This window comes from Rhodanobacter sp. Root179, assembly GCF_001428465.1.
Taxonomy (GTDB): domain Bacteria; phylum Pseudomonadota; class Gammaproteobacteria; order Xanthomonadales; family Rhodanobacteraceae; genus Rhodanobacter.
In genome coordinates, this window is the sequence record NZ_LMHR01000070.1 from 48,901 (window position 1) to 70,469 (window position 21,569).

23 protein-coding genes are annotated in these 21,569 nt (G+C 65.9%); 14 read left to right on the forward strand and 9 right to left on the reverse strand.

The window, feature by feature from the left end; all coding sequences use genetic code 11:
- Positions 1–13 precede the first annotated feature (13 nt).
- From ASD82_RS07520 to ASD82_RS07540, 5 genes are all read right to left on the reverse strand, one after another.
- A complete protein-coding gene (locus ASD82_RS07520; protein WP_056717219.1) occupies positions 14–1,408 on the reverse strand; it encodes a replicative DNA helicase in 1,395 nt (464 codons plus the stop codon).
- A 287-nt stretch (positions 1,409–1,695) separates the two neighbouring features.
- Positions 1,696–2,145, reverse strand: coding sequence for a 50S ribosomal protein L9 (gene rplI, locus ASD82_RS07525; protein ID WP_056717220.1), 450 nt, complete (start codon positions 2,143–2,145; stop codon positions 1,696–1,698).
- Between the two features lie 144 nt (positions 2,146–2,289).
- A complete protein-coding gene (gene rpsR, locus ASD82_RS07530; protein WP_007081973.1) occupies positions 2,290–2,520 on the reverse strand; it encodes a 30S ribosomal protein S18 in 231 nt (76 codons plus the stop codon).
- Between the two features lie 14 nt (positions 2,521–2,534).
- On the reverse strand, positions 2,535–2,963 hold the full coding sequence (rpsF, locus tag ASD82_RS07535; RefSeq protein WP_007804738.1) for a 30S ribosomal protein S6: 429 nt from the start codon (positions 2,961–2,963) through the stop codon (positions 2,535–2,537).
- 212 nt (positions 2,964–3,175) lie between these two features.
- Positions 3,176–3,502: an iron-sulfur cluster assembly accessory protein gene (locus tag ASD82_RS07540; RefSeq protein WP_056717221.1), complete on the reverse strand. Its 327-nt coding sequence runs from the start codon at positions 3,500–3,502 to the stop codon at positions 3,176–3,178.
- Between the two features lie 150 nt (positions 3,503–3,652).
- On the opposite strand from ASD82_RS07540, the gene asnS reads away from it, so the two are divergent.
- From asnS to ASD82_RS07575, 7 genes are all read left to right on the forward strand, one after another.
- Positions 3,653–5,053, forward strand: a complete 1,401-nt coding sequence (gene asnS, locus ASD82_RS07545; protein WP_056717222.1) for an asparagine--tRNA ligase — start codon at positions 3,653–3,655, stop codon at positions 5,051–5,053.
- A gap of 14 nt (positions 5,054–5,067) precedes the next feature.
- Positions 5,068–5,892 (forward strand): MalM family protein, encoded by an 825-nt coding sequence (locus tag ASD82_RS07550; protein ID WP_056717223.1) that lies wholly within the window; start codon positions 5,068–5,070, stop codon positions 5,890–5,892.
- Complete coding sequence (locus ASD82_RS07555; protein WP_056717224.1) at positions 5,889–6,203, forward strand: hypothetical protein; 315 nt, start codon at positions 5,889–5,891, stop codon at positions 6,201–6,203. The genes ASD82_RS07550 and ASD82_RS07555 overlap by 4 nt, the downstream gene beginning before the upstream one ends.
- A 16-nt stretch (positions 6,204–6,219) precedes the next feature.
- Entirely contained in the window at positions 6,220–7,011 is a 792-nt protein-coding gene (locus ASD82_RS07560) for an SDR family NAD(P)-dependent oxidoreductase (protein ID WP_056717240.1), read from the forward strand.
- A 79-nt stretch (positions 7,012–7,090) separates the two neighbouring features.
- Positions 7,091–8,611: an aldehyde dehydrogenase gene (locus ASD82_RS07565; protein ID WP_200950248.1), complete on the forward strand. Its 1,521-nt coding sequence runs from the start codon at positions 7,091–7,093 to the stop codon at positions 8,609–8,611.
- Positions 8,608–9,273: a carbonate dehydratase gene (gene can, locus ASD82_RS07570; RefSeq protein ID WP_056717225.1), complete on the forward strand. Its 666-nt coding sequence runs from the start codon at positions 8,608–8,610 to the stop codon at positions 9,271–9,273. The genes ASD82_RS07565 and can overlap by 4 nt, the downstream gene beginning before the upstream one ends.
- Positions 9,270–9,701 carry a Rid family hydrolase gene (locus tag ASD82_RS07575; protein WP_056717226.1) on the forward strand — a complete coding sequence of 144 codons (432 nt, stop codon included), beginning with the start codon at positions 9,270–9,272 and terminating at the stop codon, positions 9,699–9,701. Before can ends, ASD82_RS07575 begins: the two co-directional genes overlap by 4 nt.
- 32 nt (positions 9,702–9,733) lie before the next feature.
- Here ASD82_RS07575 and hutG read toward each other — a convergent pair whose 3' ends face one another.
- Complete coding sequence (gene hutG, locus ASD82_RS07580) at positions 9,734–10,513, reverse strand: N-formylglutamate deformylase (protein WP_056717227.1); 780 nt, start codon at positions 10,511–10,513, stop codon at positions 9,734–9,736.
- A gap of 158 nt (positions 10,514–10,671) precedes the next feature.
- Between hutG and ASD82_RS07585 the strand changes: the two genes are divergently transcribed.
- The 4 genes from ASD82_RS07585 (at position 10,672) to ASD82_RS07600 (ending at position 14,404) form a co-directional block, all read left to right on the forward strand.
- Positions 10,672–12,018, forward strand: coding sequence for a hypothetical protein (locus ASD82_RS07585; RefSeq protein WP_082585277.1), 1,347 nt, complete (start codon positions 10,672–10,674; stop codon positions 12,016–12,018).
- Between the two features lie 106 nt (positions 12,019–12,124).
- Complete coding sequence (locus tag ASD82_RS07590; protein WP_056717228.1) at positions 12,125–12,511, forward strand: BlaI/MecI/CopY family transcriptional regulator; 387 nt, start codon at positions 12,125–12,127, stop codon at positions 12,509–12,511.
- Positions 12,399–13,763, forward strand: coding sequence for a M56 family metallopeptidase (locus ASD82_RS07595; protein WP_235580662.1), 1,365 nt, complete (start codon positions 12,399–12,401; stop codon positions 13,761–13,763). The genes ASD82_RS07590 and ASD82_RS07595 overlap by 113 nt, the downstream gene beginning before the upstream one ends.
- 140 nt (positions 13,764–13,903) lie before the next feature.
- On the forward strand, positions 13,904–14,404 hold the full coding sequence (locus ASD82_RS07600; protein WP_056717230.1) for a C40 family peptidase: 501 nt from the start codon (positions 13,904–13,906) through the stop codon (positions 14,402–14,404).
- A 125-nt stretch (positions 14,405–14,529) separates the two neighbouring features.
- On the opposite strand, the gene ASD82_RS07605 is transcribed toward ASD82_RS07600, so the two are convergent.
- Positions 14,530–15,015 (reverse strand): peptidylprolyl isomerase, encoded by a 486-nt coding sequence (locus ASD82_RS07605; RefSeq protein ID WP_056717231.1) that lies wholly within the window; start codon positions 15,013–15,015, stop codon positions 14,530–14,532.
- Positions 15,016–15,084: 69 nt separating this feature from the next.
- Positions 15,085–16,314 carry an MFS transporter gene (locus tag ASD82_RS07610; protein WP_056717232.1) on the reverse strand — a complete coding sequence of 410 codons (1,230 nt, stop codon included), beginning with the start codon at positions 16,312–16,314 and terminating at the stop codon, positions 15,085–15,087.
- Between the two features lie 143 nt (positions 16,315–16,457).
- On the opposite strand from ASD82_RS07610, the gene ASD82_RS07615 reads away from it, so the two are divergent.
- Together ASD82_RS07615 and ASD82_RS07620 are read left to right on the forward strand one after the other, a co-directional pair.
- On the forward strand, positions 16,458–17,117 hold the full coding sequence (locus ASD82_RS07615) for a class I SAM-dependent methyltransferase (RefSeq protein ID WP_056717233.1): 660 nt from the start codon (positions 16,458–16,460) through the stop codon (positions 17,115–17,117).
- Between the two features lie 162 nt (positions 17,118–17,279).
- Positions 17,280–18,611, forward strand: a complete 1,332-nt coding sequence (locus ASD82_RS07620) for a DEAD/DEAH box helicase (protein ID WP_056717234.1) — start codon at positions 17,280–17,282, stop codon at positions 18,609–18,611.
- Between the two features lie 27 nt (positions 18,612–18,638).
- On the opposite strand, the gene fghA is transcribed toward ASD82_RS07620, so the two are convergent.
- Complete coding sequence (gene fghA / locus ASD82_RS07625; protein WP_056717235.1) at positions 18,639–19,487, reverse strand: S-formylglutathione hydrolase; 849 nt, start codon at positions 19,485–19,487, stop codon at positions 18,639–18,641.
- A 143-nt stretch (positions 19,488–19,630) separates the two neighbouring features.
- On the opposite strand from fghA, the gene ASD82_RS07630 reads away from it, so the two are divergent.
- Positions 19,631–21,556, forward strand: a complete 1,926-nt coding sequence (locus ASD82_RS07630) for a DEAD/DEAH box helicase (protein WP_056717236.1) — start codon at positions 19,631–19,633, stop codon at positions 21,554–21,556.
- The last annotated feature ends 13 nt before the right edge of the window (positions 21,557–21,569 follow it).

Genomic DNA, 21,569 nt, shown 5'->3' on the forward strand with positions numbered 1-21,569 from the left:
CGGGAGCGCAGCATCAATCGAATGAACCGACGAACGAATCCGGCGCGTAGTTCACGAACTGGGTGTAGTGGCCGAGGAAGGTCAGCTTGCAGGTATCAGTGGGGCCGTTGCGCTGCTTGCCGATGATGATCTCGGCGATGCCCTTGTCCGGCGATTCCTTGTTGTAGTACTCGTCACGGTAAATGAACATGATCACGTCGGCGTCCTGTTCGATCGCGCCCGATTCGCGCAGGTCGGACATCATCGGACGCTTGTCCGCGCGCTGTTCCAGCGAGCGGTTCAACTGCGACAGGGCGATCACCGGCACGTTCAACTCCTTGGCAAGCCCCTTCAGTGAACGCGAAATTTCTGAAATTTCGGTGGCGCGATTCTCCTTGTTGCCGGGCACCTGCATCAGCTGCAGGTAATCGATCACGATCAGGCCTAGGCCGCCATGCTCGCGATGCAGCCGGCGCGCGCGCGAACGCATTTCCACCGGCGACAGGCTGGGCGTGTCGTCGATGAAGATCTTGGCCTCGGACAGCAGTGCGATGGCGTTGGAGACGCGCGGCCAGTCCTCTTCTTCCAGGGTGCCGTTGCGCAGGTGCTGCTGGTGGATGCGGCCCACCGACGAAATCAGGCGGAACGCTAGCTGCGAGGAGGACATTTCCATCGAGAACACCACCACCGCCTTCTTGCCGCCCAGCGCGGCGGCTTCGGCGATGTTCAATGCGAATGCGGTCTTGCCCATCGACGGACGCGCCGCCACGATGATCAGGTCCGACGGCTGCAGGCCCGAGGTAAGCGCATCCAGGTCGGTGAAGCCGGTGCTGACGCCGGTGAGCTGGCCGCGGTTCTCGTAGCGCTCGGTGAGCAGGCGGAAGGCGTCCTTCACCGCCTCGCGCATCGAGACGGAATCCTTCTTGCCCCGTGCGCCGGATTCGGCGATGTGGAACACGCGCTGCTCGGCGCTTTCCAGCACCTCCTGCACGCTCTTGCCCTCGGGCCGGTAGCCGTCCTCGGTGATCGAGGTGCCGGCGTCGATCAGCTGGCGCATCACCGACTTCTCGCGCACGATCTCGGCGTAGGCGGCGATGTTGGCCGCGCTCGGCGTACTGTTGGCCAGCTCGATCAGGTAGCCCGCGCCGCCGACCATCTCGGCCAGGCCGTTGCTCTCGAACCAGTCCCCCAGGGTCACCGCGTCGCACGGCATGCCCTTGTTGGCCAGCTCGTTGATCGCACGCCAGATCAGCCGGTGATCCTTGCGATAGAAATCATCCTCGGCCAGCCGGTCGGCCACCTTGTCCAGCGCGTCCGGCGCCAGCATCAGGCCACCCAGCACCGCCTGCTCGGCATCGATGGAATGCGGCGGCACCCGCAACGCCTCGATGGCCGGAGAGGAAGGTTTGCGTTCGGGCACGAAAGACATGGACTGACCTCAGGAGAATTGCCCCACGGGCGGCATGCAATGCACCGACGCTTCGTGGCTGCTCACACCGACACCATCATGCGCGGCGGCGTCTCGCCCGTCGAGACAACAAGTCTGTGGATAAGCTGGGGATGGATGGGGATAAGGCTTGAGCGCGGGGATGGGGATTCGGAAAGGGCAAGAAGCCACGGCGGCCTGGCTACCGCCATTCCCCACTCCCGGCTCCCTGCCCCTCAAAAACAAACGGGCGCCTCGCGGCGCCCGGCTGCTTTCCGATGACCCGGAACTTACTTGTCGCCGACCACGATCACCTTGGCGGTGGTCTGGACGTCGGCATGCAGGCTGATCACGACGTCGAATTCGCCGGTGTTGCGCAGCGGACCTTCGCCCAGGATCACTTCGTTCTTGTGAACTTCGTGACCCGCGGTGGTTAGGGCCTCGGCGATGTCACGCGGGCCGACCGAACCGAACAGCTTGCCTTCGGCACTGGCGTGCGCGGTGATCGTCACCGACGCGTCGGCCAGCTTGGCCTTGCGTGCCTCGGCCTCGGCCAGGGCGGTGTTGGCCTTGGCTTCGTATTCGGCGCGACGCTGTTCGAACGCAGCCAGGTTGGCGGCGTTGACGCGAACGGCCTTGCCCTGCGGCAGGAGGAAGTTGCGACCGTAGCCCGGCTTCACGGTGACCTTGTCACCGAGCGTGCCGAGGTTGCGGACTTTCTGCAGAAGAATGAGTTCCATGATGCTTCTCTTTTCGTTAGCGCCGGTGTGGCCCGGCGCAGCCAGAGGACGGGTGTCCGAAGAGCCGGGATCGGGGATCGGGAAACGGAAAGGCTGGCGCGATACCAACGTTCCCCGTTTCCTGCTCCCCGCCCCTGACGTGTCTTAGACGTCGTGGTTGTCGGTGTACGGCAGCAGCGACAGGAAGCGGGCGCGCTTGATCGCGGTGGCCAGCTGGCGCTGGTAGCGCGCCTTGGTGCCGGTGATGCGGCTCGGCACGATCTTGCCGTTCTCGGTGACGTACTGACGCAGGGTGTTGAGATCCTTGTAGTCGATCTCCTTCACGTCTTCGGCAGTGAAGCGGCAGAACTTGCGGCGGCGGAAAAACTTGGACATGGCTGTGCTCCTGATCAGTCGTCGCTGTCGCGATCGTTGTCGCGGTCGTCACGACCGCCGCGGCCTTCGCCATCACCCTCGTCGTCGCGACGACGGGTGGACTTGGCGTCATCCTTTTCCTTCGACTTCAGGATGAAGGACGGCTCGATGTCGGCCTCGTCACGACGGACCACCAGATGGCGCAGCACGGCGTCGTTGAAGCGGAAACCCGACTCCAGCTCGTTCAGCGCGTTCTGGCTGACTTCGATGTTGAGCAGCACGTAATGTGCCTTGGCCAGGTTCACGATCGGATAGGCCAGCTGACGACGGCCCCAGTCTTCCAGACGGTGGATCTTGCCGCCGTCGGTCTCGATCAGCGCCTTGTAGCGCTCGAGCATCGCGGGGACCTGCTCGCTCTGATCCGGATGGACCATGAACACAACTTCGTAATGACGCAGGGTCATTGTGGGTTGACTCCTTGTGGATGCGGCCTTGCGGCCTCGCAGCCTCCCGCCGTTGCGGTGAGGCAAGTGTCCTGCCGGCACCTGTTGGGATGCGGACAGAAGCGGAATTGTACGGTGCCTGCGGAGGCTGGCGCAAGTTATTGATGAAACAGGGCTGGCGCCGGGTGCAGAGCGGGAACCGGCCAGTCAGACGCAGCCCCTGCTGGCATGGCTCAGCTGACCGTGAAGCTCTCGCCACAGCCGCAGGCGCCGGTGGCGTTCGGATTGTGGAACACGAAGCTGGCATTCAGGCCCTGCCGCTGGAAGTCGATCACGGTGCCATCGACCAGCGCCAGACTCTTGTCGTCGACGATCAGCGGCAGGCCGTCCACCTCGACCACCCGATCCCCCTCGTCCATCGACTCGGCCAGGTCCACCACATAGGCGAAGCCGGAGCAGCCGGTGCGCTTGACGCCGAAACGCACGCCGGCAGCGGCCGGGGTGGCCGCCAGGAAGTGGCGCATGCGCTCGTTGGCGGCGGAAGTGATGGTGATGCTCATGACGGCAGATCGAACCTCGGAGTTGACCCGGAAAGTCGCAGCACGGGCGGCAGCTACATTATCATGACGGTTTGCTCCCATGCGCTGGCGCGCAGGGAACACTCATCCATTACACGTCCAGATGCGGCGTGGCAGCAGGAGTTTCAACCGATGGCCGTGGTCAGTGTGAAGCAGGCTCTTTCCGGCAAGCTCGACGCCGGCAGCACGGTGACGGTACGTGGCTGGGTGCGCACGCGCCGCGATTCCAAGGCCGGCCTGTCCTTCGTCAACGTCACCGACGGCTCCTGCTTCGATCCGATCCAGGCCGTGGTGCCGGCCACCCTGGGCAACTACGAGAGCGAGGTGAAACACCTCACCGCCGGCGCCGGCGTGATCGTCAGCGGCACCCTGGTGCCGTCCCAGGGCAAGGGCCAGAGCTTCGAACTGCAGGCGGACGAGGTGGTCGTCACCGGCCTGGTCGACGATCCGGAAACCTACCCGATCCAGCCCAAGCAACACTCGATGGAGTTCCTGCGCGAGGTCGCCCACCTGCGCCCGCGCACCAACCTGTTCGGCGCGGTGACACGGGTGCGCCACACGATGATGACGGCGATCCACCGCCATCTCACCGAGCAGGGCTTTTTCTGGATCAACACGCCGATCATCACCACCTCCGACGCCGAGGGCGCCGGCGACATGTTCCGGCTGTCCACCCTGGACCTGGCCAACCTGCCGCGCACGCCCGAGGGCAAGATCGACTTCCGCAAGGATTTCTTCGGCCGCGAGGCCTTCCTCACCGTGTCCGGCCAGCTCAACGTCGAGGCGTACTGCCTGGCCATGAGCAAGGTCTACACCTTCGGCCCCACCTTCCGCGCCGAAAACTCCAATACCGCCCGCCACCTGGCCGAATTCTGGATGGTCGAGCCGGAGATCGCGTTCGCCGACCTCACCGCCGACGCGGACTGCGCCGAGGCCTTCCTCAAGGCGATCTTCAAGGCCGTGCTGGACGAACGCGCCGACGACATGGCGTTCTTCGCCGAACGCGTGCAACCGGACGCGATCAGCCGGATGGAGGCGTTCATCGCCAAGCCCTTCGAGCGCATCGACTACACCGACGCGATCGAGATCCTGAAGAAGTCCGGCGAGAAATTCGAATACCCGGTCGCCTGGGGCATCGACCTGCAGACCGAACACGAGCGCTACCTGGCCGAGAAACATATCGGCCGCCCCGTGGTCGTAATGAACTACCCCGAGGCGATCAAGGCTTTTTACATGCGCCTGAACGATGACGAGAAAACCGTGGCGGCGATGGACGTGCTGGCGCCGGGCATCGGCGAGATCATCGGCGGCAGCCAGCGCGAGGAACGACTCGACTACCTCGATCGGCGCATGGTGCAGTTCGGCCTCGACCCGGCCAGCTACGGCTGGTATCGCGACCTGCGCCGTTATGGCACGGTACCGCATGCCGGCTTCGGCCTCGGCTTCGAGCGCCTGCTGGTCTACATCTGCGGCCTGTCCAACATCCGCGATGCCATCCCCTACCCCCGCGCCGCCGGCACGGCGGAATTCTGAGCAAACCCGTCGCCATGCAGCTTCGACTCCCCGCCCTCATCGCCACACTGTTTTTCAGCGTCCTGCTGGGCGGCTGCCACACGGCCAAGTCCCTGCTGCCGCCCAACCTGCGCCCGCCGTCGGAGAACACCGGCGACGCGCTGAAGCTGGCGCAGGCGCAGCTGATGCAGGCCAGCCCCTGCTGCAGCAGCTTCGCCGATTTCTCCTACCGCAGCACGCTGCCGTGGGAACCGCAGAAATTCGTGCTGGGCAGCGGCAGCATGGTCGCCAACCTCAACGGCACGCAGAGCTACTTTCTCGCCTTCCGGCTGCCGATCGGCGTGAAGCTGCCCTACCAGGTCGCGCTGAAGTCTGAGTTGAACGGCCGCTGGCTGCACGCCAGCTACCTGTTCGCGCCCACCGCGGTGCTGCTGGACGAAGCGTTCCAGCCACTGCGTTCGGAAGACATCGGCCTGTGCGAGCACATGGGCTGGAGCGACGAAACCACCGGCGCGTTCGGCAGCCTGAAGATCGACAACGCGAAGGCGCGCTACCTGCTGGTCTACAGCTCGGCCGAGCAGCAATCCGGCAAGACCTACTGGGAGCAGTCGCCCGCCTCGATCTCGACCTCGACCGCCGCCTCGCTGCAGATGAACTCCACCGGCAGCTTCAGCATCCCGCACGGCCCGGATGGCACCTTGTGGGTCGGCCTGATGAACAAGACCTACGAGAAGGCGCTCGACAATGCGGTGTGCAAGAAGGCCGCGAAGGGCGATGGCGTGTTGAACACCTTGCGTACCGCACTGCCCCTGCCCTGGGCCAGCAGCAACAACACCAGCCGCCACAGCAGCCCGCCATGATCATCCTCTATCTTGGCCTGCTGGCCTGCGGCGTCGGCCTGTTCGTGCTGTCGTACGTGGCCCCGTTTCGCGTCGCCGCGCTCCTGCGCCAGCGTTACCCGCAGCATTGGCAGGTCATCACCGATGCCGCCGGCGGCCGCCTCTCGGGCTTTCGTACCTGGGCCAGCATGCAGCAGGTACTGCGCTCGCCGGCGCTGCCGGCGCTTGGCGATGTGGCGATCAACCGCTGGCAGGCGATCTGGCGCTACAGCCAGTGGCTGGGTTGGGCCTGCTGGCTCGGCGCGCTGGCGATGCGTCTTTGGCTGCACTGATTCACGGAGAATGACCATGCAACTGGATCTGGGTGGACGCCACGCGCTGGTCTGCGGCGCCTCGCAAGGAATCGGCCGCGCCAGCGCCATCGAGCTGGCTGGCCTGGGCGCCAGCGTCACCTTGCTGGCGCGCTCGGCGGACAGGCTGGAACAGCTCGCCGGACAACTGCCGCGCAATCACGCCGGGCAGCGGCATCAATGGCGCAGCGTGGACATGCTGAATACCGCCGCGTTGCAGGCCACCGCCGCGGAAGTTGCCACCACGTCAGCCGTGCACATCCTGATCAACAACAGCGGCGGACCACCGGGCGGAGCTGCCGGCAGCGCAACCACCGCGGCTTTCGAGACCGCGTTCCGCCAGCACCTGCTGGCCGGCCAGACCTTGCTGCAGGCGGTGCTGCCCGGCATGCGCAGCAGCGGCTACGGCCGCATCGTCAACGTGATCTCCACCTCGGTGAAGGAACCGATCGCGGGACTGGGCGTATCCAATACCGTGCGTGCCGCGGTGGCGGGCTGGGCCAAGACCCTGTCCGGCGAACTGGCGGCCGATGGCATCACCGTCAACAACGTGCTGCCTGGCTACACCCGCACCGATCGCCTGGACAGCCTGCTGGGCGCCAAAGCCGCGGCCAGTGGCCAGAGCGAAGACGAAATTTCCCAAGGCCTGATCGCCACCATTCCGGCCAGGCGCTTCGGCGAGGCCAGCGAGGTGGCGGCGGTGATCGCCTTCCTGTGCACCCCGGCTGCCGCCTACGTCAACGGCGTCAGCATTGCCGTGGACGGCGGTCGCACCCGCGCATTGAGCTGATCCGCCAGGTCGCCCGGGGACGCCGTGCATACGCCAGCGTCCGGTGCAATCACCGCCGGCTGGTTCTAGACTTGCGCGGATGTCCATACCGCGCCTAGCCAATCTGATCGACGGTCGCCTGCGGGCGCCACTCCGCGATACCTGGCTCGAAGTGCACGAACCCGCCACCGGCGCGGTCTTCATGCAATGTCCCGATTCGGACGCCAGCGACGTCGCCGCCGCGGTGGAAGCGGCCGGCCGCGCGGCGCCCGCATGGGCGAACACGCCGATCGATCAGCGCGCGCATCACCTGCAGCGACTGGCCGACCTGATCGAGGCGCGCCTGGAAGAATTCGCCGCGCTGGAATCACGCGACAACGGCAAGCCGCTGAGTCTGGCGCGCCGACTCGACATTCCCCGGGCGGTCAGCAACCTCCGCTACTTTGCCGCGGCGATCATCGGCTGGGGCAGCGAATCGCACGCGATGGAAACCGGCGCGCCCGGCAGCGGCGCGATCAACTACACCTTGCGCCAGCCGCTGGGCGTGGTCGGCTGCATCAGCCCGTGGAACCTGCCGCTGTACCTGTTCACCTGGAAGATCGCACCGGCGCTGGCCGCGGGCAATACGGTGGTGGCCAAGCCGTCGGAAGTCACGCCGTGCACCGCCGCCCTGCTGGGTGAACTGAGCATCGAAGCCGGTTTTCCGGCAGGCGTGCTGAACATCGTGCATGGCAGCGGCCCGGGCGTGGGCCAGGCGATCGTCGAACATCCCGCGGTCAAGGCCGTCTCCTTCACCGGCAGCACGGTCACCGGCGCACGGATCGCCGGCGTCGCCGCTGCCCACTTCAAGAAGCTGTCGCTGGAAATGGGCGGCAAGAACCCGGCGATCGTGTTCGCCGACGCCGACCTTTCCGACGCGAACCTCGACACCATCGTGCGCTCGGGTTTCGCCAACCAGGGCGAGATCTGCCTGTGCGGCTCACGCCTGCTGGTGCAGAAATCGATCTACGACGTTTTCCGCCAGCGCTATCTGGCCAGGGTGCAGGCGTTGCGCGTGGGCGATCCGGATGCGGCCGACAGCGACCTCGGCGCGATGGTTTCGCAAGCGCACTACGACAAGGTGCTGGGCTGCATCGAACAGGCCCGCCACGAAGGCGGCCAGGTCCTTTGCGGCGGCAGCGCGCTCACCCTGCCCGGGCGCTGCGCCGATGGCTGGTTCATCGCCCCGACGGTGATCGAAGGCCTGCCTTCGGCGGCGCAGACCAACCAGCAGGAAATCTTCGGCCCGGTGGTGTGCCTGATTCCCTTCGAGGATGAAGCCGAGGCGCTGGCGATCGCCAACGACAGCCGCTACGGCCTGGCCGCCTCGCTGTGGACGCAGGACCTGTCGCGCGCGCATCGCATGGCCGGCCAGCTCGAATTCGGCATCGTCTGGATCAACTGCTGGCTGTTGCGCGACCTGCGCACGCCGTTCGGCGGCGTCAAGCAATCCGGAGTCGGTCGCGAGGGTGGCAGCGAGGCGCTGCACTTCTTCACCGAGCCGAAAAACATCTGCATCGCCTATGGCGCGCCTCCCGTATCTCGCCAGGACGCTTCGGCCCAACCCATGGAGTCCCGATGAATTCATTGAAAGATCTGCTTGCCAACAACCGACGCTGGGCCGATCAGGTCACCGCGCAGGACCCGACCTTTTTCGAACAGTTGTCGCAGCAGCAGGCGCCGCGCTACCTGTGGATCGGCTGCTCGGATTCGCGCGTGCCGGCAACCCAGATCGTCGACTTGCCGCCAGGCGAGATCTTCGTGCACCGCAATGTCGCCAACGTGGTGGTGCACACCGACCTCAACGCGCTCAGCACCATCCAGTTCGCGGTCGATGTCCTGCAGGTGAAACACATCCTGGTGGTGGGCCACTACGGTTGCGGCGGCGTGGGCGCGGTGCTGAAGGAAAGCCGGCTGGGCCTGATCGACAACTGGTTGCGGCACATCACCGACATCGCCATGAAACACGCCGACAAGCTCGACCCGGCCCAGTCATTCGCGATGCGCCATGCCCACCTGTGCGAGCTGAACGCGCTGGAGCAGGCACTCAACGTATGCCATACCACGGTGGTCCGCGAAGCTTGGGAGCGCGGCCAGCAGCTGGCCGTACATGCGTGGATCTACGGCCTGGACAACGGCCATATCCACGATCTCGGTCTCGACGTGCGTGGCCGCGAGCAATTGCCCGACGCCTATCACGAGGCGGTCACCCAATTGACCCGCCGCTGGGAGGGCGCGGCATGAGCGGCGCGGGCATCCGCACCGACGCAGCGCCGGCGCCGGTGGGCGCGTATCCGCACGCGCGGCGGGTCGGCAACTTGCTGTTCCTGTCCGGCGTGGGCCCTCGCCAGCCCGGCAGCAACGCGATTCCCGGCAACGTGCTCGACGCCGACGGCCGGCTGGTCGACTACGACATCGAGGCGCAATGCCGCCAGGTATTCGCCAATGTGCGAGCCGTGCTGGAAGCCAGCGGCGCGGCCTGGGCCGACCTGGTCGACGTGACCGTCTTCCTCACCGACATGCAGCGCGATTTCGCGACCTACAACCGGCTGTATGCGGAGTGCTTCGCCGGCGTGGATGCCTGCCGCACCACAGTGGGCATCGTGGCCCTGCCGACGCCGATCGCGATCGAGCTGAAGTGCGTGGCCGCCCTTCCCGCCGAGCCGCACTGATCCGCAGCGCGTGTCCGGGCGCAAGCGCTCCCTCAGGCCAGACAGGCCTGCAGCAACAGCCCGATCAGTTCCTGCACCGACGATGCCCTGGCCTCGTCGTAGGCAAAGCTCTCTTCGTCCATGTAGTTGAGCTGGGCCAGTTCCAGTTGCACCGCCTGCACGCCCGTCTCCGGCGCGCCGTAATGGCGGGTGATGTAGCCGCCCTTGAAGCGTCCGTTGACCGCAAAGCTGAAGCGTGACTGCGACGCCAGGCAGGACTGCAGGCGTTCTTGCAGGGCCGGCGTGCAACTGGTCCCGCTCGCCGTGCCGAGGTTGAAATCCGGCAAGCGCCCCTCGAACAGCATGGGCACCTGGCTGCGGATGGAATGCCCTTCCCACAGCACCACCCGACCATGCTCGGTACGCAACCGGGCCAGTTCCTGTGCCAGGGCGTCGTGATAGGGGAGCCAGTATTCGTCGATCCTGCGCCGGACTTCTTCCTGATCCGGTTCCAGCCCGTCGCGATAGAGAGCCTCGCCATCGAAGCCGATGGTCGACACCAGCCCGGTCTCGCGCTGCCCCGGGTACAGGGCATGGCCATCGGCGGGACGATTCAGGTCAACCACGTAACGGGATGCCTGCGGTTTCAGCACGCTGGCGCCCAGCGCCTGCGCCAGCGGTTCGTACAGTCGTCCCACATGCCAGTCCGTATCCGGCGATCGCCGCGCGGCAGGATACATGCGCGCCGCGAGTCCGGCGGGAATGAAGGCGCCGTCGTGCGGCAGGCTGATCAACAGCGGCACGCGGCCGCGCTGCAGATTGAAGGTCGTCATCCGGACATTGTACCCAAGCCTTCCGGAAGGGCTTCATCCAGGGACGGAAAAAGACCCTGCACCCTATCGAGGCATGATGCCGTTCGGGCCTGTCGGGTACTTGTCTGGCGACGGCTTCGGGAGCACGCTGGCAACGGGTCATCCCCGAGGGTTCCGCCATGCCGAACCGGATGTCTTCCCGTATCGCGTCGGTGACGTTTTGCACTGCCATGTCACTGGCTGCGCCTTCCTCCGCGCAGAATTTCAGCCCGGCTGCCAGCACGATGTTCCGCGAGACCCAGCAACAGCCCAACGACCTGGCGCGCTACATGTACCTGCTGAAAGAAACACCGAAACTCCCGAAGGCGGACCAACAGCTGGGACTGCAGATGTTTGCGTCGGTCGAGAACGAGCTGGGTCTTTACAACGAGGCCCTGTTCGACTTTCCGTTGAAGAGCCACATTCCGGCGGATGCCAGCTTGCCGACGCCGACCGACTGGACTTCCACAGATGCCGTGGATGCCATCACCAGCATGGCCAGGGATCGCCGCCTGGTGATGGTGAACGAGGCACATCACGACGCCCACACCCGGTTGCTGACTCTGGCCCTGCTGCCGCGCCTGCGCGCGCTCGGCTTCGACTACCTGGCCATCGAGGCCCTGTCGGACAAGGATACGCAGCTGATGCAGCGCGGCTACGCCATTGAGGACAGCGGAACGCAATACCTGCATGAGCCGACTTACGGCGAAATCGTCCGGACGGCGATTCGCCTGGGCTACACCCTGGTCCCCTATGACGTGGATGCCAGCTCGCAGACCGATCGGGAGTCCAGGCAGGCCGACAATCTGTACCGAAGGACGTTCGCCAGGGACCCGCATGCAAAAGTCCTGGTTCATGCAGGCTATGCGCATATCGACAAGGCAAGGGGCCGTCTTGGCAATACCCAACCGATGGCGGCCCGTCTGCAGCAATTGAGTGGCATCGAGCCACTGTCCATCGATCAGACCCGGTTCCGCGAGCAGATCCCTTCCGAGGATGATGCATATCGGCAACTGGTCAGGGCCTTTCCCTCTTCAGGGCCCATCGTGCTGATCAGCCGCACAACCGGCAAACCCTGGAGTGACAACCCGGACGCATACGACATGAACGTGCTGTTGCCCGCTGGCACCCACCGCTTTGGCGAAAGAGGCCTCCATCGGCCGACCTCGAATGTGCACAGTTCCGATCGCGACCACCTCATGCTGCCGGACCCGATCGTCAGACTGCGCCCCGACTGGCTGGCCCAGGAAAGCGATCGGGCGCCTTACCCCATCCGCTCGTCGCTGTGCAAGGTGACGTTCCCCTGCGTGATCGACGCCCACGTCTTCGACGAACCGGACACGGCGGTCGCCGCCGATCGCTACGCCTTCATGCAAGGCGATGTCGTGTCGAAGCTGTACCTGCGCCCGGGTCGCTATCGGCTACGCGCCTGGGGCCTCAACGGACAGACCTTGACCACACAGACCATCACCGTGGAAAGGCACTGAGTGGTCGCGGGTTTTCGGTCCGAAGAGGCCCATGGGAACCACTTGCGCTGCTCGGATTACATATGTAGTCTTTTGTGAACTACAAATGTAATCCACAGGACGCGCCATGACCCGACCCCTCCCGCCGATCAGCGAAGCCGAAAGCCGGGTGATGGAAGTGTTGTGGCGCAAGGCGCCGCAAAGCTCCGAAGACATCGTGGCCGCACTGCAGCAGGACAGCGACTGGCACGAGAAGACCATCCGCACCCTGCTCAACCGCTTGCTGGGCAAGGGTGCGGCAAGCGCGCAAAAGGACGGCCGGCGCTATCTGTATTCGCCCGCGTTGACGCGTGAGCAATGGCAATCGCAGGAAAGCCGCAGCCTGCTCGACCGGGTGTTTGGTGGCCGGCTTTCACCGCTGCTCGTGCATTTCAGCGCGCACGAAAAACTGGGCGCGAAAGACATCGCCGAGTTGCGCAAGCTGCTCGATGCGATCGAGAAGAAGGAGCACTGACATGGATGCGACCGTACTACGCTCCCTGCTCCTGACGACCATCGGCATGGTTTTCGTTTTGCTGGCGCGCCGCCCATTGCGCCGGGCATTCGGTGCCGACCCTGCGTTCCTGCTATGGCTGCTGCCTCCATTGCTGGCCGGTCTTCCCTGGCTGCCCGCGGCACCGATCCCCTGGATCACGCTGCCGGCCTTGCAGGTGCTTCCCGACCAAGCCACCGGTCTGGCTGCGCCGTTCCAGCCGCGATCCATCGCCCCATGGCTGTACCCGGCATGGCTGGCCGGCACCGCGGTGTGCCTGCTGCGGCTTCTCGTGCAGGTCATTCGCCTGCATCGACAAAGCCGTCGCCTGCCCGAATCCATGCTCACGGCGTTGCGGCAGGACATGAATACGCTCGATGCTTCTCGCCTGCGACTGCACCCGGCCGGCCCGGCCCTGCTGCCATCGACAAGGCGCACGTTGCTGCTGCTGCCTGCGGATTTCATGCAGCGCTTCAGCGCCGCCGAACGGCAACTGATCCTGCGCCATGAACTGGCCCACCTGCGTCGCGGCGATGTGCTGTGGAACCTGCTCGCCGAAATCGCCTCGGCCATGCTGTGGTTCCACCCGCTGGCCTGGCTTGCCTTGCCGCGGTTCCGGCTCGACCAGGAACTGGCATGCGATGCACGCGTGCTGCGCCTGGCGCCGCAGGACGAATCCGGCTACGCCAATGTCCTCATGCACAGTGTCGGCAACTCCTCCGTGCCGGCCTTGATCCCCTGGCTCGCCGAGCCACAACTGAAGGAGCGACTCATCATGATCCAGCGTCATCGTCCCGGTGCACTGCGCCGTTGCATCGGCTACTTCGGATTGGCGGCGCTGATGGCCGGCAGCACGCTGGTCGCGCAGGCCCAGTCCACTCCGGCATCCGACCAGAGTGCGTCCTCGGACATCGCCCACAACGTGAACATGCAACCGCGGTATCCGGCCGCATCGATCAAGAACCACGAACAAGGCACGGTCGTGCTCAAGGTCCTGGTTCATGCCGACGGCACGGTGGGCAGCATCACCTACGATCCGCAGTACAGCAGCACGGTGTCCGGCGACCTCATCGCGGCGGCGACCAACGCGGCCAGGCAATGGCGTTTCAACCCGCAGATGAAGGATGGCAAGCCGATCGAAGGCTATGCGCGCGTACCCGTGAAATTCATGCTGGACCCTCTCACTGACGGACCAGGCAAGGGCAAAGCTGAGAAACAAAATTCAAAAAGCTGAAAATCCTTTTGATTTGCATGTGAATTATTGAATTGATAACCTCGGCACATCCCTGCCGAGGTTGTCTTGTGAGTACGCAGCCCGCCTCCAGCCATGTCACCTCACGCACGCTCTCACGAGCTGCGCATCTTGCCTTGCCGATGTTGGCGATAGCCGCGCTGGCCGCCTGCTCCGGCAATCCACGCCGGCCGCAACCTGCCTACAAGGCCTCGCACTCCGCATTGGCCGACCTGCCGCCGCGCGCGCCCTCGGCGGCCAGCGCCGTCGAGGCGAACGACATCCTGTTCCGCGCGATCGGACTGGTCGGCACGCCGTATCGCTGGGGTGGCAACACCCCGGCGGGCGGTTTCGACTGCAGCGGCCTGGTCGACTACATCTACCGCACTGCCACCGGCATCAAGCTGCCGCGCACCTCCCACGAGATGGCGGCGGACGGCAAGAAGGTGCGCAAGATGACCCAACTGGCCAGCGGCGACCTGGTGTTCTTCGACATCGGCGGCGCGATCAGCCATGTCGGCGTGTACGTGGGCAAGGGGCGCTTCGTGCATGCACCGAACAGCGGCGGCACGGTGCGACTGGACGACATCGACGGGCCGTACTGGGGCGATCACTTTGCTTATGGGAGGCGGGTGCTGGATTGAGTGTGGGGGAAGGGGTTTCGGGTAGACCGGGACGACCCCACTCCAACTCTCCCCTGGAAGGGGAGAGGGCGAACGAAAAACGGCGCCCATGGGCGCCGTTTTACTTTGGCTTTTTGACGCGCCGGTCAGTGCTCCGCACTGCCCGGCGCGTGGGCGTGGCCGTGCTGGATTTCTTCTTCGGTGGCGTCGCGCACTTCGCCAACCGTGACGTCGAAATGCAGGGTCTTGCCGGCCATCGGGTGATTCAGGTCCACATCGATCGCGCTCATGCCGACCTTGTGCACGGTCACCGCGCGCTGGCCGCCTTCCTTGAGGCTCAGCACGGTGGCCATGCCCGGCTTGAGGCGGTTTGCCTGCGGGAAGTATTTCTTCGACATGCGCTGGATCTGGCCTTCCTGACGCTCGCCGTAGGCATCGGCGGGAGCCACGTCCACCGACAGCGTGTCGCCGGCTTCGTGGCCTTCAAGCGCGGTTTCCAGGCCCGGGATCAGCTGGCCGTGGCCCAGCAGTATCCACAACTGTTCGTCACGGTCATGCGAGCTTTCCACCTTTTCACCATCCACGGTCAGCGTGTAGTGGATTGCGATGACCTTGTCCTTGCCAGCCTTCATTGCGCGTCTCGTCGATGGGATCAAACGGGGGATTCTAGCAGCCCGCCGGCGGACGGATGGCAACCGGCCTCAGGGCTCGGCGGCAAGCCCTACCCCGCGCGCCTCCGGCCCCAGCCACAGCAGCAGCGCCAGCAGCAGGGCAACCCCGACCATCCACCACGACATGGCGAACGCGAAATCCCCGCCATGCCGCTGCGCCAGCCAGTTCTGGGCGGTTGCCGTGACTGCCGCCAGCAGGTTGCCCATCTGGTAGGCGAAACCGGGCAAGGTACCCCGCACCAACGCCGGCGACAGCTCATTGAGGTGGCTAGGCACCACGCCCCAGGCGCCCTGCACCATCACCTGGATCAGGAAGGCACCCAGGCCGAGCAGGATCAGCGAACCGCCATGCATCCACAGCGGGATCACCGGGATCGCCAGCAGGGCCGCAATCATCATCGCCTTGCGCCGACCGATCCGCTCCGAAAGCGCGCCAAAGTAGAGTCCGCCGACCAGGGCGCCGAAGTTGAGCAGGGCCACCAGCACGAAGGCCGCGGTCGAACCGGTCGGCAGATGCAGGCTGGATTCCTCGAAGGTGTGATAAAGATCCTGCGAGCCGTGGCTGAACATGTTGAACGCCATCATCAGCAGCATCAGGTAGATCGCCAGCTTCCAGTGCCCCTCCATGGATTCGAGCAGGCCGGGGCGACGACCGGTGCTCTGGCCCGCCTGCCATACCGTCGATTCCGGCACCTTGCGCCGGATGTACAGCACCAGCAAGGCCGAAATCGCGCCGACCACGAACAGCCCGCGCCAGCCGATATGATCCACCAACAGCCAGTTCGCCAGGGCCGCCAGGAAGAACCCGCACGGGTAACCGCTCTGCAGCAGGCCGGAGACGGCTCCGCGCGCCTTCGCCGGGATCGACTCCATCGCCAGCGACGCGCCGATGCCCCATTCGCCGCCCATCGCGACCCCGAACAGGAAGCGCAGCACCAGCAACATGGTGAGCGAGGTCGCGAACGCGGTGGCCAGTTCGAACACCGAGAACAGCACCACGTCCAGCATCAGGATCGGGCGTCGCCCGAAGCGATCGGCCAGTCGTCCGAACAGCAAGGCGCCCAGCGGGCGCGCGGCCAGGGTCAGGAACAGCGCATAGATCACCTGCGTCGTGGCCACCTCGAACTCCTTCGCCACCGTGACGATCACGAAGGTCAGCAGGAAGTAGTCGAAGGCATCCAGCGTCCAGCCGAGGAAACTTGCCAGCACGGTATGGCGCTGGGTGGAATCGAGTTCACGCAGGGGTGCAAGCAGTGACATCGTGGCCTCGCCGGGGCAGGAGCGGATCGTGGACTGGTCGCCATCGTATGCCTGGCGACGTGCCCACGGGTGGAACAGGCCCGCATGGCCTGCATGCCGCAGATGTCTTAGGCTGCAGGGACCTCTCCAGACGCGGGACCCGGATGGATCATCGCAGCCGCCAGCGCATCGCAAGCCGTTATGACAACGTCATCCAGCGCGGCTATGTCCGCGGCAAGCTGGCCGGCGACCCGGTCTACGCCGCCACCGCGGCGCTGCTGGACGAAAGTTCGCTGCCCCTGCTGGATATCGGTTGCGGCATCGGCCTGCTCGGACAGTATCTGAACACCCAGGGCCGGAAGCGGCGCTACTTCGGGCTGGACCACGATCCGCGCAAGATCGCCTCCGGCCGGCTCGCCGCCCAGCGCGGCGGACTGGAAGACCTCATGGAACTGCAACACGCCGACGCGGCCGAGCTGCCGTCGGTGCAGGGCGACGTCACGGTGCTGGACGTGTTGCACTACCTGCCCGCCTCCCGCCAGCCCGACCTGCTGCGTTCCGCCGCGCGCCACCTTGCCCCGGCCGGTCGACTGATCATCCGCAACGTGCTGCGCGAACGGAACTGGCGGTTTCACGCCACCCGCATCGAGGAGTTCTTCCTGCATGCATCTGGCTGGATTCCCGGCGGTCCGCAGCACTATCCCAGCGCCAGCGAGCTGCGGGCGCCGCTGGAGGACCTCGGGCTGGACGTGCGCATCGAGCCCTTGCGCGGGCGCACGCCGTTCAACAGCTACCTGATCGTGGCGCACCGACCTCAGGCCTGATCGGCTGGCCGTTCAGTTTCACGAACGGTCCGCGCGCACGGTCTTGCCGGATCGGCTATACTCCGCTCCGCGTTCGCCCCCACGAACGTTGCGACACACCGTCGCCCCTTCCCCTTAGTCTGCAACACGGTATGAACACTCCGGGTTGCTCAGGAGTGTTACATGTCTTTCGATTCGCTGGGCCTTGCGCCCGCGTTGTTGCGTGCGCTTGCCGATTACGGCTATACCCAGCCCACCCCGATCCAGGCCGCGGCGATCCCGTCCGTGCTGGAAGGTCACGACCTGCTTGCTGCCGCCCAGACCGGCACCGGCAAGACCGCGGCGTTCGCGCTGCCCCTGCTGCAGAAGCTGTCCACCAGCGGCCAGACCATGACCCGGCGCCCGCGTGCGCTGATCCTCACGCCGACCCGCGAGCTGGCCGCGCAGATCCACGAGAACATCCGTGACTACAGCAAGTTCATCCAGATCAGCGCCACCACCATTTTTGGCGGCGTCGGCATGGGTCCGCAGATCAACGCGCTGCGCCGCGGCGTCGACATCGTCATCGCCACCCCCGGCCGCCTGATCGACCACATGCAGCAGCGCACGCTGGATCTGTCCGCGGTGGAAACGCTGATCCTCGACGAAGCCGATCGCATGCTCGACATGGGCTTCCTGCCGGCCTTGAAGCGCATCCTGCAATCGGTGCCGAAGCGCCGCCAGACCCTGTTGTTCTCGGCCACCTTCGCGCCGGCGATCAAGACGCTGGCGATGGAGTTCATGCACAACCCAAAGGAGATCTCGGTCTCCGCACCGAACACCGTCACCACCCTGGTCAGCCACCAGGTGCATCCGGTCGACGCCTCGCGCAAGCGCGACCTGCTGCTGCACGTGCTGTCGCAGGACAGCCGCCGACAGACCCTGGTGTTCAGCCGCACCAAGCATGGCGCCGACAAGCTGGTGACCTTCCTCAACGCCTCCGGCCTGCGCAGCGCCGCGATCCACGGCAACAAGAGCCAGAACGCCCGCACCCGTGCGCTCAGCGACTTCAAGAGCGGCCGCGTCACGGTGATGGTCGCCACCGACATCGCCGCCCGCGGCATCGACATCGAGCAGTTGCCGATCGTGATCAACTTCGACCTGCCGTCGGTGGCCGAGGATTACGTGCATCGCATCGGCCGCACCGGGCGCGCCGGCATGGAAGGCCTGGCGCTGTCGCTGGTCAGCCATGACGAGTCCGGCCTGCTGTTCGACATCCGCAAGCTGCTCAAGCAGGACATCGCGATCACCGCAGTGACCGGTTACGAGCCCTCCGCACCGCTGCGCCTGGATGCCGGCGCGCCGCGTCCCAAGCAAGGTGGCGGTGGTCAGCGTCAGCAGCAGCGCGCGCCGCGTCAGGGCAAGCCCGCCGGTGCGGCGCGACCGAATGGCTACGCGCCGCAGGGTAGCCGCGGTGACCATGCCGCCGGCAACCAGCGTCGCCGCTCGAACTCGCGCCCGGCCGCCAAGGCCTGAAACCCGTAGGGGCCCGCTCGCGAGCCCCTACGACAAGCCCAGCGCCACCGCGTGGTGGCGCAGGTGGTCGTCGATGAAGCTGGTGATGAACCAGTAGCTGTGGTCGTAGCCGGCATGCCGGCGCAACAGCAGCGGCTGGTCGGCTTCGGCACAGGCCTGGTCGAACAGCTCGGGTTTCAGCTGGGTTTCGAGGAAGCCATCGGATTCACCCTGGTCAATCAGGATCGTGCCGGGAAAAGTCTGTCGCCGTACCAGTTCGCAGGGGTCGTAAGCCGCCCAGGCGGTACGGTCCTCGCCCAGGTAACGCGGCAGCGCCTTGTGCCCCCAGGGCACCTGGCTCGGTGCCACGATCGGGGCGAAGGCCGACACCGAGCGGTACTGCGACGGATGCCGCAAGGCGATGACCAGCGCACCGAGTCCGCCCATGGAATGCCCGCAAATGCCGCTGCGCGAGGCCTCGACCGGGAACCGCGTGGCGATCAGTTCGGGCAGTTCGCGGGCCACGTAGCTGTACATGTGGAAGCGGGACGACCAGGGCGCCTGGATGGCATCGAGGTAGAAACCCGCGCCTTCGCCGAACTCCCAGTCGCCGGTGGCGCCTTCGAAACCGGTGTTGCGCGGACTGGTATCGGGCATCACCAGCACCAGGCCCAGTTCGGCAGCCAGGCGTTGTGCGCCGGCCTTGATCGTGGCGGTTTCCTCCGTGCAGGTCAGCCCGGCGAGGAAGTACAGCACCGGACACGGCCCGCTAGCCGCCTGTGGCGGCTGGTAGACCGCGAAGCGCATCGGTCCGCCGCAGGCTTCGGAGTGGTGGCGATAGAAACCCTGTACACCGCCGTGCAGTCGCTGTTCGGAAATCGTCTCAAACATGTTCATCGTCCTTCAGGCGTCGACCAAGCATAGCCGCAGCTTCCGGGCCCGCGGTCGGCCGGCACCAGCTTCAACAACGCTCCGCACTGGTAGAATGCACGCCTTGTGCGTCGCCTTCCCGACCACTTTCTGTTTTAGAGGTATCCCCCATGTCATCCCCCGTTTCCGACAACGCCCCGGTCCCGTCCGGCTTTGGCGCGCTTGAGCTGCATCCCGACGTCCTGCGCGCACTGACCGATGTCGGCTACGAGTCGCCCTCGCCGATCCAGGCCGCAACCATTCCCCCACTGATGGAAGGGCGCGACGTGCTCGGCCAGGCGCAGACCGGCACCGGCAAGACCGCCGCCTTCGCGCTGCCGATTCTTTCGCGCATCGACCTGAAGCCCGGCAAGCCGCAGGCGCTGGTGCTGGCGCCCACGCGCGAATTGGCCATCCAGGTGGCCGAAGCGTTCCAGAAATACGCCACCCACATGCGCGGGCTGCAGGTACTGCCGATCTACGGCGGCCAGAGCTACGGCCCGCAGCTGCACTCGCTCAAGCGCGGCGTACACGTCGTGGTCGGCACGCCCGGCCGCGTCATCGATCACCTGGACAAGGGCACGCTGGACCTGTCCGAGCTGAAATACCTGGTGCTCGACGAAGCCGACGAGATGCTGCGCATGGGCTTCATCGACGACGTCGAGAAGGTGCTGCAGGCGACGCCGCCGCAGCGCCAGGTCGCACTGTTCTCCGCGACCATGCCCTCGGTGATCCGCAAGATCGCCCAGCGGCATCTGAAGGAGCCGGTCGAGGTCACCATCAAGTCCTCCACCACCACCGCGGCGAACATCCACCAGCGCTACTGGTTCGTCAGCGGCATGCACAAGCTCGATGCACTGACCCGCATCCTCGAGGCCGAACCGTTCGACGCGATGATCATCTTCGCGCGCACCAAGCAGGCCACCGAGGAACTGGCCGGCAAGCTGCAGGCGCGCGGCCTGGCCGCCGCCGCGATCAACGGCGACATCGCCCAGCCGCAGCGCGAGCGGGTGATCCAGCAGTTGAAGGACGGCAAGCTCGACATCCTGGTCGCCACCGACGTGGCCGCGCGCGGCCTCGACGTGGAGCGGATCAGCCATGTGTTCAATTACGACATCCCGTACGACACCGAAAGCTACGTGCACCGCATCGGCCGCACCGGCCGCGCTGGCCGCAGCGGCGAGGCGATCCTGTTCGTCAGCCCGCGCGAGCGCGGCATGCTGGGCGCGATCGAGCGCGCCACCCGCCAGCCGATCGAGCAGATGCAGCTGCCGTCGGTCGAGGTGGTCAACGACGTGCGCATCGGCAAGTTCAAGCAGCGCATCACCGACATGCTGGCGCAGGGCGATCTCGGCGAATTCCAGAAACTGATCGAGCAGTACGAGCAGGAGCACAACGTGCCGGCGATCGAGATCGCCGCCGCGCTGGCGCGCATCGCCCAGGGCGACCAGCCGCTTCTGCTCTCGCCGCCGCCCAAGCGCGAAAAGTACGAACCGGCCTCGCGCGAGCGGGTCGAACGCGCGGCGCCGCGCGAGCGCACGAGCAACGAGCGACGTCCGCCGCATGCACGCGACGCTGCCGGCCACCAGCCGGCGCGCGAGTCGAGACCCGCCGAACGCCCGCGCGAGCACGGCGCCCATGAGCACGCGGGGCGCGAGCAGGCGCCGCCGCGCGAATTCGGCCATCGTCCGGTGCGCGCGCACGCCACCGAGGAAGGCAAGCGCACCTACCGCATCGAGGTGGGTCACGAGCATGGCGTGAAGCCGGGCAACATCGTGGGCGCGATCGCCAACGAGGCCGGCCTGGAAAGCCAGTACATCGGCCGCCTCAGCATCCGCGACCACTACAGCCTGATCGACCTGCCCGACGGCATGCCCAAGGAAGTGTTCGAGCACCTGAAGAAGGTCTGGGTGGTGCAGCAGCAGTTGCGCATCCACGAATGGGATGGCACCGACACCGGCACCAGCGCGCCGCCGTCGCACAAGCCGGGTGGTTCCAGGAAGCCCGGCGGCTTCAAGCCGCGCCCCGCCGGCGGCAAGCCGCCAAAGCGCAAGTAGGCGCCTCGGGTCG

Excerpts from the sequence above, each read along its gene's own strand:
- ASD82_RS07520 (WP_056717219.1), bottom strand. The coding sequence starts at position 1,408 with ATGTCTTTCGTGCCCGAACGCAAACCTTCCTCTCCGGCCATCGAGGCG.
- rplI (WP_056717220.1), bottom strand. The coding sequence starts at position 2,145 with ATGGAACTCATTCTTCTGCAGAAAGTCCGCAACCTCGGCACGCTCGGT.
- rpsR (WP_007081973.1), bottom strand. The coding sequence starts at position 2,520 with ATGTCCAAGTTTTTCCGCCGCCGCAAGTTCTGCCGCTTCACTGCCGAA.
- rpsF (WP_007804738.1), bottom strand. The coding sequence starts at position 2,963 with ATGACCCTGCGTCATTACGAAGTTGTGTTCATGGTCCATCCGGATCAG.
- ASD82_RS07540 (WP_056717221.1), bottom strand. The coding sequence starts at position 3,502 with ATGAGCATCACCATCACTTCCGCCGCCAACGAGCGCATGCGCCACTTC.
- asnS (WP_056717222.1), top strand. The coding sequence starts at position 3,653 with ATGGCCGTGGTCAGTGTGAAGCAGGCTCTTTCCGGCAAGCTCGACGCC.
- ASD82_RS07550 (WP_056717223.1), top strand. The coding sequence starts at position 5,068 with ATGCAGCTTCGACTCCCCGCCCTCATCGCCACACTGTTTTTCAGCGTC.
- ASD82_RS07555 (WP_056717224.1), top strand. The coding sequence starts at position 5,889 with ATGATCATCCTCTATCTTGGCCTGCTGGCCTGCGGCGTCGGCCTGTTC.
- ASD82_RS07560 (WP_056717240.1), top strand. The coding sequence starts at position 6,220 with ATGCAACTGGATCTGGGTGGACGCCACGCGCTGGTCTGCGGCGCCTCG.
- ASD82_RS07565 (WP_200950248.1), top strand. The coding sequence starts at position 7,091 with ATGTCCATACCGCGCCTAGCCAATCTGATCGACGGTCGCCTGCGGGCG.
- can (WP_056717225.1), top strand. The coding sequence starts at position 8,608 with ATGAATTCATTGAAAGATCTGCTTGCCAACAACCGACGCTGGGCCGAT.
- ASD82_RS07575 (WP_056717226.1), top strand. The coding sequence starts at position 9,270 with ATGAGCGGCGCGGGCATCCGCACCGACGCAGCGCCGGCGCCGGTGGGC.
- hutG (WP_056717227.1), bottom strand. The coding sequence starts at position 10,513 with ATGACGACCTTCAATCTGCAGCGCGGCCGCGTGCCGCTGTTGATCAGC.
- ASD82_RS07585 (WP_082585277.1), top strand. The coding sequence starts at position 10,672 with ATGCCGAACCGGATGTCTTCCCGTATCGCGTCGGTGACGTTTTGCACT.
- ASD82_RS07590 (WP_056717228.1), top strand. The coding sequence starts at position 12,125 with ATGACCCGACCCCTCCCGCCGATCAGCGAAGCCGAAAGCCGGGTGATG.
- ASD82_RS07600 (WP_056717230.1), top strand. The coding sequence starts at position 13,904 with ATGTTGGCGATAGCCGCGCTGGCCGCCTGCTCCGGCAATCCACGCCGG.
- ASD82_RS07605 (WP_056717231.1), bottom strand. The coding sequence starts at position 15,015 with ATGAAGGCTGGCAAGGACAAGGTCATCGCAATCCACTACACGCTGACC.
- ASD82_RS07610 (WP_056717232.1), bottom strand. The coding sequence starts at position 16,314 with ATGTCACTGCTTGCACCCCTGCGTGAACTCGATTCCACCCAGCGCCAT.
- ASD82_RS07615 (WP_056717233.1), top strand. The coding sequence starts at position 16,458 with ATGGATCATCGCAGCCGCCAGCGCATCGCAAGCCGTTATGACAACGTC.
- ASD82_RS07620 (WP_056717234.1), top strand. The coding sequence starts at position 17,280 with ATGTCTTTCGATTCGCTGGGCCTTGCGCCCGCGTTGTTGCGTGCGCTT.
- fghA (WP_056717235.1), bottom strand. The coding sequence starts at position 19,487 with ATGAACATGTTTGAGACGATTTCCGAACAGCGACTGCACGGCGGTGTA.
- ASD82_RS07630 (WP_056717236.1), top strand. The coding sequence starts at position 19,631 with ATGTCATCCCCCGTTTCCGACAACGCCCCGGTCCCGTCCGGCTTTGGC.